14 protein-coding genes are annotated in these 14,140 nt (G+C 43.8%); 6 read left to right on the top strand and 8 right to left on the bottom strand.

What is annotated here, in order from left to right:
* Nucleotides 1–209: 209 nt before the first annotated feature.
* From RJ41_RS00280 to RJ41_RS00260, 5 genes are all read left to right on the top strand, one after another.
* Complete coding sequence (locus tag RJ41_RS00280) at nucleotides 210–2,687, top strand: glycogen/starch/alpha-glucan phosphorylase (protein WP_039216219.1); 2,478 nt, start codon at nucleotides 210–212, stop codon at nucleotides 2,685–2,687.
* 310 nt (nucleotides 2,688–2,997) lie between these two features.
* Nucleotides 2,998–4,302, top strand: a complete 1,305-nt coding sequence (locus RJ41_RS00275; RefSeq protein ID WP_039216218.1) for a putative bifunctional diguanylate cyclase/phosphodiesterase — start codon at nucleotides 2,998–3,000, stop codon at nucleotides 4,300–4,302.
* 270 nt (nucleotides 4,303–4,572) lie between these two features.
* Complete coding sequence (gene astE, locus RJ41_RS00270; protein WP_039216217.1) at nucleotides 4,573–5,604, top strand: succinylglutamate desuccinylase; 1,032 nt, start codon at nucleotides 4,573–4,575, stop codon at nucleotides 5,602–5,604.
* Nucleotides 5,597–6,007 carry an HIT domain-containing protein gene (locus RJ41_RS00265; protein WP_039216216.1) on the top strand — a complete coding sequence of 137 codons (411 nt, stop codon included), beginning with the start codon at nucleotides 5,597–5,599 and terminating at the stop codon, nucleotides 6,005–6,007. The genes astE and RJ41_RS00265 overlap by 8 nt, the downstream gene beginning before the upstream one ends.
* 56 nt (nucleotides 6,008–6,063) lie before the next feature.
* Complete coding sequence (locus RJ41_RS00260; protein WP_014949040.1) at nucleotides 6,064–6,390, top strand: heavy metal-binding domain-containing protein; 327 nt, start codon at nucleotides 6,064–6,066, stop codon at nucleotides 6,388–6,390.
* A gap of 144 nt (nucleotides 6,391–6,534) precedes the next feature.
* On the opposite strand, the gene RJ41_RS00255 is transcribed toward RJ41_RS00260, so the two are convergent.
* From RJ41_RS00255 to RJ41_RS00225, 7 genes are all read right to left on the bottom strand, one after another.
* Entirely contained in the window at nucleotides 6,535–7,794 is a 1,260-nt protein-coding gene (locus RJ41_RS00255) for a dicarboxylate/amino acid:cation symporter (RefSeq protein WP_039216215.1), read from the bottom strand.
* 206 nt (nucleotides 7,795–8,000) lie between these two features.
* The gene (locus tag RJ41_RS00250) at nucleotides 8,001–8,210 is read right to left on the bottom strand and encodes a DUF2897 family protein (RefSeq protein ID WP_039216214.1); all 210 of its coding nucleotides are present in this window, start codon (nucleotides 8,208–8,210) and stop codon (nucleotides 8,001–8,003) included.
* Nucleotides 8,211–8,224: 14 nt separating this feature from the next.
* Nucleotides 8,225–8,911 (bottom strand): M15 family metallopeptidase, encoded by a 687-nt coding sequence (locus RJ41_RS00245; protein WP_039216213.1) that lies wholly within the window; start codon nucleotides 8,909–8,911, stop codon nucleotides 8,225–8,227.
* 9 nt (nucleotides 8,912–8,920) lie between these two features.
* Nucleotides 8,921–10,057 (bottom strand): succinyl-diaminopimelate desuccinylase, encoded by a 1,137-nt coding sequence (dapE, locus tag RJ41_RS00240; protein ID WP_039216212.1) that lies wholly within the window; start codon nucleotides 10,055–10,057, stop codon nucleotides 8,921–8,923.
* Nucleotides 10,051–10,398 carry an ArsC family reductase gene (locus tag RJ41_RS00235; RefSeq protein ID WP_039216211.1) on the bottom strand — a complete coding sequence of 116 codons (348 nt, stop codon included), beginning with the start codon at nucleotides 10,396–10,398 and terminating at the stop codon, nucleotides 10,051–10,053. Before RJ41_RS00235 ends, dapE begins: the two co-directional genes overlap by 7 nt.
* A 257-nt stretch (nucleotides 10,399–10,655) precedes the next feature.
* Nucleotides 10,656–11,156 carry a PTS sugar transporter subunit IIA gene (locus tag RJ41_RS00230; RefSeq protein ID WP_039216210.1) on the bottom strand — a complete coding sequence of 167 codons (501 nt, stop codon included), beginning with the start codon at nucleotides 11,154–11,156 and terminating at the stop codon, nucleotides 10,656–10,658.
* Between the two features lie 4 nt (nucleotides 11,157–11,160).
* Nucleotides 11,161–11,550: an ACT domain-containing protein gene (locus RJ41_RS00225; protein WP_039216209.1), complete on the bottom strand. Its 390-nt coding sequence runs from the start codon at nucleotides 11,548–11,550 to the stop codon at nucleotides 11,161–11,163.
* 955 nt (nucleotides 11,551–12,505) lie between these two features.
* On the opposite strand from RJ41_RS00225, the gene RJ41_RS00220 reads away from it, so the two are divergent.
* Nucleotides 12,506–12,814, top strand: coding sequence for a VOC family protein (locus RJ41_RS00220; protein WP_052235369.1), 309 nt, complete (start codon nucleotides 12,506–12,508; stop codon nucleotides 12,812–12,814).
* Between the two features lie 71 nt (nucleotides 12,815–12,885).
* Here the strand turns inward: RJ41_RS00220 and hppD are convergent, their stop codons facing one another.
* A complete protein-coding gene (gene hppD / locus RJ41_RS00215; RefSeq protein ID WP_014978916.1) occupies nucleotides 12,886–13,959 on the bottom strand; it encodes a 4-hydroxyphenylpyruvate dioxygenase in 1,074 nt (357 codons plus the stop codon).
* Nucleotides 13,960–14,140 lie beyond the last annotated feature (181 nt).

Below are 14,140 nucleotides of genomic sequence, written 5' to 3'. Positions count from 1 at the left end.
TAAATCACTTTTAACTCTTCTTTGTAAAGATATTGTTAAAAATTGCATGAATGCATACGAATTCATGCAATTTTTTGTTATTTTAACAAAATTATTACAACATGATCGTTTAAGCGCTGCTATATTGCTGTCATATTCTGAAGTTATTCTGTAATTAAATTACGTTTTCGGTGTGTAAACACCGCTTCTACTTAAGAGTGAGACGCAAAATGAACGCAAAAGCGACCAAGACGCAACCCTCTCCAGTGATCGATAAGGCTGCATTCAAAGCAGCGGTTATTAAACACTTACACTGCACGCTAGGCACCGACGAAAACAAAGCAAACAATCACGCTTGGTGGAAAGCAACCTGTGCTGCCATTCAAGAACAAGTACTTGAAGGGTTGCGTAAAACCCAGAAAAGTCATTACCTGAACGACACCCGCGCCGTTCATTACTTCTCTGCTGAATTCCTAATGGGCCGTTTGCTTTCAAACAACCTGCAAAACTTTGGCTTATTCGATGTAGCGAATGGCGCGTTGAAAGAGCTAGGTGTTGAAATTTCAGACATTCTTGAAGAAGAGCCAGATATGGCGCTGGGTAATGGTGGCCTTGGCCGACTAGCGGCTTGCTTCATCGACTCACTAGCGACAATGGAATTACCTGCAATAGGTTATGGTATTCATTACGAGCACGGTTTGTTCCGCCAAGAAATTAAAAGCGGTGCGCAAATCGAGCGTCCAGACAGCTGGCGTCACTACGGTAATCCTTGGGAAATTTGCCGTCCAGAATCTATTCAAGAAGTATCACTTTACGGCTATGTAGAGACTAAATACGGCGACAACGGACGTGTGCTGAAAGAATGGCACCCTGGCTCAATTGTAAAAGGTGTGCCGTGGGATATTCCTATTGTAGGCTACGAAGGTAAAACCGTAAACGTATTGCGGTTGTGGCAGTCAGAAGCGTCTGGCTACTTCAATTGGGACGTATTCAATGCTGGTGGTTATGTTGATGCACAGCGTGAAAATGTATCAGCTGAAACTATTTCAAAAGTACTTTATCCAAACGATGAGACCGAAGCGGGTAAAGAGCTTCGCCTTATTCAGCAGTACTTCTTCTGCTCGTGTTCGCTTAAAGACATTATCCGTCGTTACAAGCGTGCTCATGGTGACGATTGGAGCCGTTTCGCCGATCAGGTTGTTATTCAGCTAAACGACACGCACCCTGCTATTTCTATACCAGAGCTAATGCGCATTCTTGTTGACCGCGCAGAGCTTGGCTGGGATGAAGCGTGGGGGATTTGTACAAAAGTATTTGCATATACCAACCACACCTTGCTACCAGAGGCACTTGAAAAGTGGCCTGCGCGCATGATTGAGAAGATCCTTCCTCGTCATCTAGAAATCATTTATGAAATTAACCACCGCTTTATGGCAGAGGTTGATAAGAAGTGGCCAGGTGACAATGCCATGAAAGCGAAGCTTTCAATCATTGAAGAAGGTAACGAGAAGATGGTTCGTATGGGCCACTTGTCGGTAATCGGTTCATTTGCTGTTAACGGTGTGGCAGAAATGCATTCTCGTCTTGTTAAGTCGTCGCTGTTCCCAGAGTTCGATGAGCTATATCCAGGTAAGCTGACTAACGTGACCAACGGTATTACCCCACGTCGCTGGTTGAAGGCGTGTAACCCTGGGTTATCGAAGCTTATTGATAAGAAAATTGGAGAAGACTGGCCGCTCGACTTAGACAAACTGCAAGGATTAGCTAAATTTGCAAGCAATAAAACGTTCCAGAAGCAATTCATGAAAGTGAAGCTTGAGAACAAAGAGTTGCTAGCAGAGGAAATTCGCAAGTCGCTTGATATAGAAGTAGACGTTAACGCCATTTTCGACGTGCAGATTAAGCGTTTGCACGAGTATAAGCGTCAACACTTAGCGCTTCTGAATATTATGGCGTTATACCGTCGTATTCTAGAAAACCCTGATTACGATATGCACCCGCGTGTATTTGTGTTTGGTGCTAAAGCCGCGCCGGGCTACAAGCTTGCGAAAGATATTATCTACGCGATTAACAAGGTAGCGGATAAGATCAACAATGACCCGCGTGTAAATAACAAGATTAAAGTGGCATTTTTACCAAACTACCGCGTGTCGCTAGCTGAAAAGATGATCCCTGCGGCAGACGTATCTGAGCAAATCAGTACGGCAGGTAAAGAGGCATCAGGTACGGGTAATATGAAGCTTGCACTGAACGGTGCGGTAACTATTGGTACACTTGATGGTGCAAACGTTGAAATTGCTGAAGAAGTGGGCGATGACAACATCTTTATCTTCGGACTTACAGTAGAAGAAGTGAACGAGCTTAAAGCGAATGGCTATAACCCACATGACTACTACTATAAAGACCCTGAAATTAAAGCTGTGCTGGATTGGTTAGAAACGGATTACTTTACGCCAGGTAAACCAGGTGCATTGGTGTCAATTAAGCAAAGCTTACTTGATAACGGTGACCCGTACATGGTGCTTGCAGATTTCCGTGCTTATTCTGATGCACAAATTGCAGTTGATACTGCATACCGCGACAAAGAGCGTTGGGCGGAAATGGCCATCATCAATACAGCGAAGATGGGTAAATTTACCTCAGATCGTTCAATTCGTGACTACGTAGAACGCGTTTGGAAACTTTCACCGTGTAAGATTGAAAGCTAATCGCAGAACCGTAACGAATAAACCCGGCAGTGTTAAGCTTGCCGGGTTTTTTATTTGCTTTAAAAAGAGCCTATAGTTTTACTTAAATTCAGCATTGAAATGCTTTACTTGGTTAAAATAGCTTAAACATTTGTTACAACGGTCAGAAAATGTGACTTGCAACTATAGGCATATTTAAACTAATGTTGTACAAAAGTATAAGACGGTATGCAAAATAATACGTTACTGTCGTTGCGCCTTACGTAGCGTCATGGTTTTATATAAGTAGTTGTTTTTAGTACCTAGAAGCGTAATGCTGAAGGAAAACATCATGAGCCAACACACATCACTGGCAACTATTCCCAATCGCTATGCGTTTATTGATAGTATTTCAAAGCAAGCGTCTCGAACCACGTCTATTTCCTTGATGTTGGTTGATGTGGTGCGTTTTTCTGATGTAACAACCAGCCTAGGCATTCACGTTGGCGACCGATTTCTACTAGAAATTGCTAACCGAATTCAACGTCTTTTTGGTCATTATGTACTAATTGGCCGGATTAGCGGTGATGTCTTCGGTATCGTATTCCCCGATGAAAGTAATGAAGCCGTTATGCGACAAATGTTCGAACGCTTGGTCGAGCATTTCAAAACACCTATGCATTATGATGGTACGGCCTTCATAGCCGACTTTAATGTGGGCGTGGTATGTAGCGGAAAAGGTGGGTTTGATATCACTGATTTTGTGTCTCGTGCAGAATCAGCGTTGAAACAGGCGAAAGAAAACAAGTATGAAAACTACTTTGCACTAACTAAGTCAGATAAAGCGGATACAGGCCGAAGCCTAGCTTTAAAAGCTGACTTAAAGCGTGCATTGGCCCACAACGAACTTGAACTGTATTACCAGCCGAAGGTGGACCTTAACACGCTTGAAATTGTAGGTGCTGAGTGTTTGCTACGCTGGAACCATCCTCTTGATGGTGTTCTGTTTCCAGGCCCTCTTATTGAGGCCGCAGAATCCTATAACATGATGAATGAACTAGGCTACTGGACGTTGGAACAAGCGTTTAGAGCGCTCGCTGAACTCGATGGGCTAAGAATGTCCATTCTATTGTCGGTAAACATTTCTCCTACTCAGTTATATGATAATCAGCTAATCCCTACGCTTACTATGTTGAGCAACACCTATGCACTACCGCTTTCGCTTATTGAGCTTGAGCTCACTGAAGATGTTGCGCTGTCCAATTCATTGATGGTGAAAAAGCAGCTAGATGAGCTACGTAGTTTAGGCGTTTCAATATCTGTTGACGACTTCGGTAAGGGGTATTCAAACCTTGCCTATATTCGCGACCTAGACCTTGACGCGCTTAAAATAGACAAATCGTTTGTGATGGAACTAGAGGCGCATCCGGTTAACAGGGCTATTATCGAAGCGGCTAAAGTGATAGGGCATGCAAAAGGCTGTTGTGTGGTTGCAGAAGGTATTGAAACCGTTGAACAGCTTCATATATTGCGAGAGGTAGGGGTTACTCAAGGGCAGGGCTATCTGTTTTCTCGCGCAATTCCTTTTACTGAATTTGTTGAGTTAACTCAGCAAGAAATTATTGTTGGTAATTCGCCAAGGCGCTCTTTAGCATAGGAGCTTCAAATCCACGCTAGCGCTGTTAGATAAATCTAGTTCGTGTTTGTGCTAGTGAGTTTTTTAAGCTATCTGATAGCCTGTTAACCTCAAAAATTTTTTTGTCTTCAATCTCTAATAACCATAGATGCTGTATTAATTTTTAACACGTTGCGTTATTTATTACTTACAGGTGAGCATAATTAAACACGCAGATTACGTGATTTTGACCGCCTCTGTCGGTACACTTGAAGTATTCGAGATTAGATAAAGTCAATAAAGCTCACACTTATGCAAGAACTTATCGAAAACGGCCAATTTTTAACACTTTCTCGCCGTAACCCCGCATTATTTGAACGCTCTCATCAATTTAAATTAGCTAATGGTACGCTCGTCGATATTACCGCACCTGGCATTATTAGTTTTTCAGTACAGCCAACCTCTAAGCCTAATAAACGCATTGTTTTATCGTGTGGTGTTCACGGTAATGAAACCGCGCCTATTGAAATCTGTGATGACTTGGTTAAGGGGATCCTTACAGGGAACACAACACTGGCACATGATGTTTTGTTCTTATTTGGCAACCTACCAGCGATGGATATTGCGGAACGTTTTGTTGAAGAGAACATGAACCGCTTGTTTAGCGGTGCACACTCTAAAGGCGAAGGTTTAGTTAACGCGGAGCGCGTCCGAGCTAAACAGCTAGAAGATGCTGTGGCCTCGTTCTTCGAAGCGGGTGAGGGCACCCGATATCACTACGATTTACACACAGCAATTCGCGCCTCTAAAAATGAAAAGTTTGCGGTATATCCTTATCTTCATGACAGAATACACAGCAAAGGGCAACTGGCATTTCTCGCGGCTTGTGGCGTGAAAACCATTCTGCTGTCGGAAAGCTCTACAACCACCTTTAGCTATTTCTCTTCATATCAATACAACGCCCACGCGTTTACGGTGGAACTTGGCAAGGTGCGTCCATTTGGGCAAAACGATATGCGACGCTTTGAAGATGCCAAACAAGCGATAACGCAGCTAATTACTCAAACCGAGTACGCGCCTACGGTTGATATGGATGATCTTGATATTTATCGCGTGAACCAAGTTATAAACCGAAACGAAGAACAGTTTACGCTTCATTTCGATGACGATACGCCAAACTTCACTGATTATCCTAAAGGCACGGTATTGGCTTCTGAACCGGGTAAAGAGTACATAGCAGAGCAGGACGGCGAAGCCATTGTTTTCCCGAATGCAAAAGTGGCCATTGGACAACGCGCCTTGTTAACCGTTGTGCCTACTACGTTGGATAAGCTAGATGTTTAAACTTGATAGCCGTTTACACAATGATACATTTTTTGTCTGTGATCTTTCGCTGTGTCGTGTACTGTTAATGAACGATAGTCAGTTTCCGTGGCTCATTTTAGTGCCGATGAAAAATGATATTGCGGAAATTATCGATTTGTCAGAAGAAGAGCAGATTACTTTACTTAAAGAGTCTGCATTGGCATCAAAAGCCATGCAGGCCTTGTTTTCACCGCTTAAACTTAACGTGGCAGCATTAGGCAATGTGGTAAGACAGCTTCACGTTCATCACGTTGCGCGTTTTGAAAACGATTGTGCGTGGCCAAAACCTGTATGGGGCAACCAGCCAACAGTGGCATATAACACTAACGATGCAAAGGCGCTTGTTAAGTCTGTTAAGCAGTGGTTTAAAGATAACAGCTAAAGGACGTTTGTTCTAAATAGCGCAAAATAAACAGTTCACATTAAAAGGAGTTATGCATGATAGTTTCAACTACCCCAACGCTTGAAGGGCATAAAATTGAAGCTTATTACGGTATTGTTGTGGGCGAGGCCGTGATGGGCGCAAACGTATTCAAAGATCTTTTCGCCTCTATTCGCGACATCGTGGGTGGTCGTTCTGGGTCGTATGAAGAAGAGTTAACCACCGCACGTAAGTTAGCGTTTACTGAGCTTGAGCATGAAGCCAGAAGCATGGGCGCAAATGCTGTGGTTGGCATCGACTTAGACTATCAAGTGATTGGCGATAAAGGCAGTATGCTTATGGTGAGCATTAGCGGTACCGCGGTGAAAACAACCCCTTTATAAGATTATGAAGGGCGTATGCTTTGGTGAATTAACGTTTATCAATTAAGTGCCGATAAAGCAAAAAGCGACACAATCCAATTAAAAAAGGGCAGCCTAAGCGTTTCAAAAAGCTTTGCTGCCCTTTTCTATCTGTAAGACTAGGCTTTATTTGGCCGTATTTTCTATTGCCTGCTCTTCAACAGCACCAGCATCAATGGCAATCGTATCTACGATCACTGCGCATGCTGCATCACCCGTAATATTTAGCGCAGTGCGGATCATGTCGAAAATTCTGTCTAAGGCAAATAGCAGGGGTAAACCTTCAATGGGAATACCGGCAGCAAGCAACACCGCAACGACCAAGAATGATGGCCCTGGAACGCCTGCTTGGCCTACGGCGCCAAGGGTAGAGGTTAGGATGATGGCAACATATGCACCCATCGATAAATCTATATTGAAAAGCTGGGCAAAAAACACCGCTACCAAGCCATAATAAATGGCATTTCCGCTCATGTTGATGGTGGCGCCCAACGGCAGTACAAAAGATGCCGTTGCGTTTCTTACACCTAGTTCATTCTCTACTGTATTCATAGTAACCGGCAGTGTAGCCATGGATGATGCGGTCGAGAGGGCTACCGCCTGAGGCTTTTTCATAGCGGCGAGAAATGATTTAGCCGACGTTTTTGTAAATAGTTGTACCAAAAGCGGGTAAACCACAAAACCAAATACTAAAATTGCCGCAGTAAACACCAAGAAGAGTTTGAATACCACCATGAGCGCGGCAAAACCAAATGTTCCTACTGCCTCTGCCATTAAACCAAATACGCCGATAGGCGCGATTTTCATCACACAGTTGATCATCCACACCATGGCATCAACGATAGTGTTTACGCTATTTAAAATAGGCTCGCGGTTCTTTTTAGGTTGTTTGGAAAGGGCTAGGCCGAAGAACAAGCAAAACACCAGAATTTGAAGAATGTTCGCGTTGGTTAACGACGCAAATACGTTTGTGGGGATCATACCCGTAACGGTAGCCCAAAATGAAGGTAGCTCACCTTGAGAGGCGTATTCACCAGAGAACATACCTTCTACTGCTGAAACGTCGATACCCAGTCCTGGCTTAAACACTTCACCCATAATGAGGGCCAGTGTTACGGCAAGTGCCGACGTTAACGCAAAATAAGCAAGGGTAGATAGCCCTACTTTTCCTGCATTGGTGCTGTTGCCAAGCCCCGCAGCGCCAGAGATAAGGGCCACTGCCACCAGTGGAATGACCAGCATTTTAATTAAATTGATAAAAATGGCACCCAGTGGTGCGAACATTTCAGCGCTTTCACCCATAAAGGCGCCAACCGCGGTGCCCATAATCATGGCAATGACAACTTGTACGCCGATATTGCCCAGTAAGGATTGTTTTTTAGACACGTCTAGAACCTCTTAGAGTGCGTTTAAATGTGAGAAGTGATTTGTGAATGAATAATTGAGAGCCCTAATACTGAAGTGCCCGCGTCGGCATAAACAATGGGTAAAAGCTTTTGATTATAAAAGCCTCTAATTATAAAAGCCTCTAATTATAAATGCTTTACGTAGGCTTCGATTAAAATGCCGCGATTGACGCTATCAGGATAGGGTTATTTCATAGGGGTGTTGCTGTCTTTATCTTGGTCTTTAACGGATGTATTCGCGCTTTCACTGTCCTTGTTTGCATCGTCGTCACTATCATCATAAGGTTTAGAAGGTGTCGGAAATTTAAATCTAGCACTGTATTTAAGCAGCGTGATATTCCCAATCACAACGCCCAATACTAAAACAATAATGATGATGACCCAGGTAGTACTCATAAAAATTCCGTAGGCTACAGCCCTTTGTTCAATACGTAGCGATTATACAAGCTAGGTAGCTGTGGCAAAATACATGTTTTACCTTCTATATCGCTTTGTTCGATGGCTTTCGTAAAGCCATCTAAGTGCCTGGCATTTTCGAAAGCACACGCTGTGTTTTGAAAGCTTAAATGCCATGGCTCTACAGCGACGCCACCCGTATTAACCGAAAAGGGACGATAAAAGCCAAACTGTTCCATATTGTCAGCTAGCCAACATGAAAGGGCATGGCACGGTCCGCCAGAAAGATATTCGCTTTCGACAAGATTGAACTTGCCCCCCCAGTTATGCAAGGCAGCTCTGTCGTACACGTCGATGTCAGTGCCCCAATGGTGGCGACTGCCGCCGGGAAGTGCTGACCATGTCAAAATAGCATGAAGCTTTTCATTATCGCTTAGTGTCTTGAAAGGCAGTTCAACGCCGTTGGTATCAAGAAGCTGTGCTTGACCTGCCCATTTGCGGTTAAAAATAGCAGTTTGTCTGTCGAAATCACGAAAGCTACTGACCAACTGTAAGTCTATACCGTCTTTTTGCGCAGCATCTTGCATGGCAAGAAACGGCGATATCACGTCGCGATGCAGTCTATGGCCGTTGCCAGCATCAACGATATAGTCGTTGTGCTGGCCTAACCACGCTTTTTCTGGCACTTGATCCATAACCATTAATAGCGGCTACTTAGCCAGCAAGCGTTCTAAAATACCGAAGTACATATCTGCAAGCTGTTCAAGGTCAGACATTTTCACGCACTCGTCAATTTTGTGAATAGTGGCGTTAACCGGGCCTAGCTCTATCACTTGTGCACCTGTTGGCGCGATAAAGCGACCATCAGATGTACCGCCAGCAGTAGACAGCACGGTAGGTGTTCCTTTAACCGCCGCTATTGCACCTTGAGTGGCTTCTAACAGGGCACCCGTATCGGTCAAAAAGGGTTGACCGTTAAACGTCCATTTAATCTCGTACTCCAGTTCGTGGGCTTCCAAAATTGCCGTGACTCTCTCAATGAGAACTTGGTCGGTTACTTCCGTTGAAAAACGGAAGTTGAAGCAAACGTGCATCTCGCCCGGGATCACATTGCCCGCACCCGTACCCGCGTGAATGTTTGATATCTGGAAGCTGGTGGGAGGGAAAAAGTCGTTGCCGTTATCCCAATGAGATTTAGCTAGTTCGTCAAGGGCTGCCATTGCACTGTGTACAGGGTTTTTAGCCAGATGAGGGTAGGCGACATGGCCTTGGATACCTTTTACTATCAAATCACCCGTTAATGAACCTCTACGGCCATTCTTAACGATATCGCCTACTTCGTCAGTTGAAGAGGGTTCGCCAACAATACACCAATCAATTTTTTCGTTGCGGGCTTCAAGGGTATCAATAACGCGGGTGGTACCGTTTATAAACGGACCTTCTTCGTCGCTAGTAATAAGGTAGGCAATACTTCCCTTGTGATCAGGGTATTTGTTCACAAAATCGCGGGTGGCTACTAGCATAGCGGCAAGACTGCCTTTCATGTCAGCTGCGCCGCGCCCATGCAGATAGCCGTCAACTTCTGTTGCGATAAATGGCGGTGTTTGCCATGCTGACTCTGGGCCACTAGGCACTACATCAGTGTGGCCTGCGAAACAAAATACCGGACCTTCTTTACCTCTGCGAGACCAAAGGTTCGTCGTGTCTTCAAATACCATGGTTTCATTATCAAACCCTAAAGCACCTAAAAACTCGCCCATGGCTTCTTGGCAACCCGCATCTTCTGGTGTTACAGAACGGCGGTTTATTAATTGTTTAGCAATTTCAATAACAGAGTCGTTTAACAAAATATTTCCTCATACTGCGCGGGTTTGAAGCCAATATAAAACGCGTCGTTGTGAAGAAGGATAGGGCGTTTAACCATGGCAGGGTGAAGCTCAAGTAAGGCAAGGGCTTTGTCTTTATCTAGATTTGCTTTCTCTTGCTCTTCTAGCTGGCGAAAGGTCGTGCCGCGTTTGTTGAGCATTGCTTCCCAGCCAAGCTCAGACTCGGCTTGTACAAGAAAGTCGTTATCTATCCCGTCCTTGCGGTAATCGTGAAATGTGAAAGCGATATTGTTGTCTGCTAACCATTTTTTTGCTTTTTTAATGGTGTCACAGTTTGGGATCCCATAAAGGATTGTGCTCATGGTGATTTATTCCGTACTACTTTGTTGTTTGTAAATGAAAGACGCTGGTTAGAACAGTGCCATTATGTGGCGCAGTTTCGAAGAGCTAGAGAAAATAGAAAACCGCAATAGCCCGAAAACAGTGCGCCTGTACATTTTTGTTTTTCAATGTGCTCCATCATACAAGCTGTTGATACGTTGATAAACTCACTTGCGATGATTTTTAATAGTAAATCATTCAGGGCTGAAAGCCTGTTTTACATTTAGGTCAACAGGCCTTAGAGGTAAAGTGTCAACAACGTATCTTCGCCCGCTTCGACAAACTTTTGATGCGTAGGCAGCACGCCGATAAGCGCATTTGCATTAAGCAACGTCATTGAACAGGTATTGCTAACACCGCGCTGCTTTAGCCATGCAGCATTCACGGTAAAAAGTACTTGTTTAAGTCTTATTTCATCGCCCCGCTTCAAAGAACATGCGAATTGTGCGCCATGCAAATGACTAGTATCGCCACCATATTTAATCTTGCATTTAAGGCCCGCGCTTGACTGTATGTCGATAGCGTAATCTAGCGGGGAAACGCTCAATACTTTACCAGCGAAAGGCGATACGACAGTATTTGACGTTGAGCTTATTGCTGCGCCAGGCCCCATAAGGCCACTTTTATAATAGGGATCGTCAATGTGTGAGAGTGAAACCACTTGTCCTGAAAATGGGCTTAAAGTTACAAACTGCTTGGTAAAACTGTCTGGTGCATATTGTAGTTGCTTAGCATTCACAGTATTAAACGTCCTCACTTACCGAATAGCCAGCTTTCTTAAGCGCACTAATGGCATCTTTTAGTTTATTGTCTTTTACTAAAAAGAAGTCAGTGTCGAAGGTTGATACCACAAATATAGCCACTTTTGCTGATGCTAACACTTGGCCAATTTGGGCCATGATCCCTACCATAGACAAGTGCAAAGGCCCTAACAGTTCAAGTGCACGCCAACCTTCATCACTATCTAGTGACGGTACGTCTACCGAGTCAGGCACAACAATAGATAGTTCATCTTCTGTTTTACCTAAGAAAAAAAGAGGGCTAGTAAGTACAGATGCAGGGATACTGCTATCAGGATCCAAGCTGTGAATTGTAAATAAAGATTCTCTGACTAAAAGTGTTTGTTTGGGCATGAGAAACCGAAAAAAAGATAACTTCGAAGATATTCACATTAAACCACTAACTGTGATTAAGTGCTACGTGTTATCCACTTAATCTGTGGATAAGTTTGTTGAGTAGTTTGGGGCTTTGTTGTAAGTGTATGTATTTAAAGGAATAAATAAACTGTACAAACAATGTTCAGTGGATAACATTCTCAATTTCACAAGCATTTTCCACAGGCCATGTCTACAACTAAAATAAAAAATGTTTAGTTATTTTGCAATTTCTTAGCTTGACAACCTTAGCTTTTTTCAGAAATTTGCGTACTACTAAAACGCGAGATTCAAATGATCGAGCTCTTTTTGCCATGTTGATCTTTGATGTACAGCAAAGGTCAATAGACTCTAGCCTTTTTACCTTTAAAACATCGGTACATTAAAATGATCTATTAGTTAACAAATATTCAGTAAGGGACTACTGTTAGTAGTTAATTTAGTCTTGGGTTTTGCTTATTGAAGCAATGGGGCATTGCGCTTATCAGTTATGTAGCTTACTGGGTATTTGATCTCTAACCAGAACAAGAGCGCTGACTAGAAAAATGCCTCAACCATAAATAGAGCCCTAACAAAACAACAGCCCTAAACAAAAAACAGAGGGAGAGACAATGTCAGATTCTTCATGGTGCGATATTACGGTAGAAAACGCAGACGAACTTGTCAGCTTTTATGAAGCTGAAATACCAGTCCGCATAGATAATTACCCACTCAGCGAGAGTTAAAATGTTCGTAATCGCGGCGTGTTACCGCAGGTATAGTGGCTCTACATCAAGGTGACCCAACAAAGAGTACGGACATTTTAAACTCGCCCTTCGGGAAGGTCTGGCAAGCTTCCTAGCTTCATTCTGGGAATTTGAAAGGGAACAGCCATTCCTGCATTCCCACGCTTTGCTAGGAAACTTGCCAGCGCCTTCTGAGTGGGCAATTATCTATGCGGACTGGTATAACTGGATGGAAGAAAGAACCCATAGATATGGGTGGCTACAATGATTATGTCATGATGAAGGCCGACGGCACGCCTGTAGGCGGCATTTGTCATAAGCAGGGTGTAAACGCGCAGTACCCAAGCGGGTGGATTAATTACTTTACCGTAGAAAATCTAGATGCCGCGTTGAAAGAAGTTACTTCCAAAGGTGGAAAACAGGCGGGTGATATACGTCATCATGGCAAAGACAGCTTTTGTGTCATTATTGACCCAAGCGGCGCTGCGTGCGCGCTCTACGAAAAAGGCCAGAGTTAAGCGAAATCTATTAGTCACAAAAAGGCAGCAAGTGATGATACTTGCTGCCTTCATATTTATTAGTTATCTAACTACTTGTTTAGCACGCCGCGATTCACTTGATCGCGTTCAATCGACTCAAACAGTGCCTTGAAGTTACCCTCGCCGAAACCTTCGTCTTGTTTGCGTTGAATAAATTCAAAGAACACCGGACCGAATACGGTTTCAGAGAAAATTTGAAGCAATAGGCGAGGCTCACCATTTTCTGTTGTGCCGTCCAATAGAATACCGCGTTTTTGTAGCTCATCTACGTTTTCGCCGTGCCCAGGAAGACGTTCTTCAAGCATATCGTAGTAAGTGTTTGGTGGAGGCGTCATAAACTTCATACCTTTCGCTTTAAGCTTATCTAAACACGCCACTAGGTCGTCACAAGCGAAAGCGATATGCTGAATACCTTCACCATTGTACTTCATTAAGAACTCTTCAATTTGGCCACCTCCGCCAACCGCCTCTTCATTTAGCGGTATGCGAATTTTACCGTCTGGTGCAGTCATGGCTTTCGATAATAGACCCGTGTATTCGCCTTTAATATCGAAGTAGCGGATTTCTCTGAAGTTGAATAGCTTTTCGTAGAATCCTGCCCAGAAATTCATGCGGCCTCGATATACGTTATGGGTAAGGTGATCGAGGGTATGGAAACCACAGCCTTCAGGATGGCGATCAACGCCTTCAATCCAATTGAAGTCGATGTCGTAAATGGTATTTTCGCCTTCATAACGGTCTATAAGATAAAGCATCGCGCCGCCAATACCTTTAATGGCAGGAAGTTTCAGTTCCATTGGTCCGGTATGGGTATCCATAGGCTGAGCACCGCGGGCAAGCACTTCTTTATAGGCATGCTGTGAATCTTTAACGCGGAATGCCATCCCGCACGCTGATGGACCGTGTTCTTCGGCATAATAGGCTGCGTGGCATTTCTTTTCGTAGTTACTTAATAAATTGATGTCGCCTTGACGCCATAATTCCACGTCTTTTGATTTGTGACGAGCAACAAGGGTAAAGCCCATAGCTTCAAAAATGGGTTCCAACATGCCCTTTTTCGGCGCAGTGAACTCTAAAAATTCAAACCCGTCTAAACCAATAGGGTTTTCAAACAAATCAGCCATAGGGATACATCCTCAACGTAAATCACATTTTATAATTGTTACTTGATTGTAAGGGCGCAGTGAAAAAGCAAGCAATAGGTGTCGAGTTCAAGGATTTTGGGCATGGAAAGCAAAGCTGTAACGTTTTGTTTTCACCAGTGAATGAGATGCTGTGTTAGGGAAAGCTAACTTTCCCTAACTG

This window comes from Alteromonas marina (assembly GCF_000808575.1).
GTDB lineage: Bacteria > Pseudomonadota > Gammaproteobacteria > Enterobacterales > Alteromonadaceae > Alteromonas > Alteromonas marina_A.
Note: the sequence above shows the minus strand (reverse complement) of the source record. Positions and strands in the feature narration are given on the sequence as shown.

Bases quoted from the DNA above. Each gene is read 5' to 3' on its own strand.
- RJ41_RS00280 (WP_039216219.1), top strand. From the start codon at position 210: ATGAACGCAAAAGCGACCAAGACGCAACCCTCTCCAGTGATCGATAAG.
- RJ41_RS00275 (WP_039216218.1), top strand. From the start codon at position 2,998: ATGAGCCAACACACATCACTGGCAACTATTCCCAATCGCTATGCGTTT.
- astE (WP_039216217.1), top strand. From the start codon at position 4,573: ATGCAAGAACTTATCGAAAACGGCCAATTTTTAACACTTTCTCGCCGT.
- RJ41_RS00265 (WP_039216216.1), top strand. From the start codon at position 5,597: ATGTTTAAACTTGATAGCCGTTTACACAATGATACATTTTTTGTCTGT.
- RJ41_RS00260 (WP_014949040.1), top strand. From the start codon at position 6,064: ATGATAGTTTCAACTACCCCAACGCTTGAAGGGCATAAAATTGAAGCT.
- RJ41_RS00250 (WP_039216214.1), bottom strand. From the start codon at position 8,210: ATGAGTACTACCTGGGTCATCATCATTATTGTTTTAGTATTGGGCGTT.
- RJ41_RS00245 (WP_039216213.1), bottom strand. From the start codon at position 8,911: ATGGTTATGGATCAAGTGCCAGAAAAAGCGTGGTTAGGCCAGCACAAC.
- RJ41_RS00235 (WP_039216211.1), bottom strand. From the start codon at position 10,398: ATGAGCACAATCCTTTATGGGATCCCAAACTGTGACACCATTAAAAAA.
- RJ41_RS00225 (WP_039216209.1), bottom strand. From the start codon at position 11,550: ATGCCCAAACAAACACTTTTAGTCAGAGAATCTTTATTTACAATTCAC.
- RJ41_RS00220 (WP_052235369.1), top strand. From the start codon at position 12,506: ATGCGGACTGGTATAACTGGATGGAAGAAAGAACCCATAGATATGGGT.
- hppD (WP_014978916.1), bottom strand. From the start codon at position 13,959: ATGGCTGATTTGTTTGAAAACCCTATTGGTTTAGACGGGTTTGAATTT.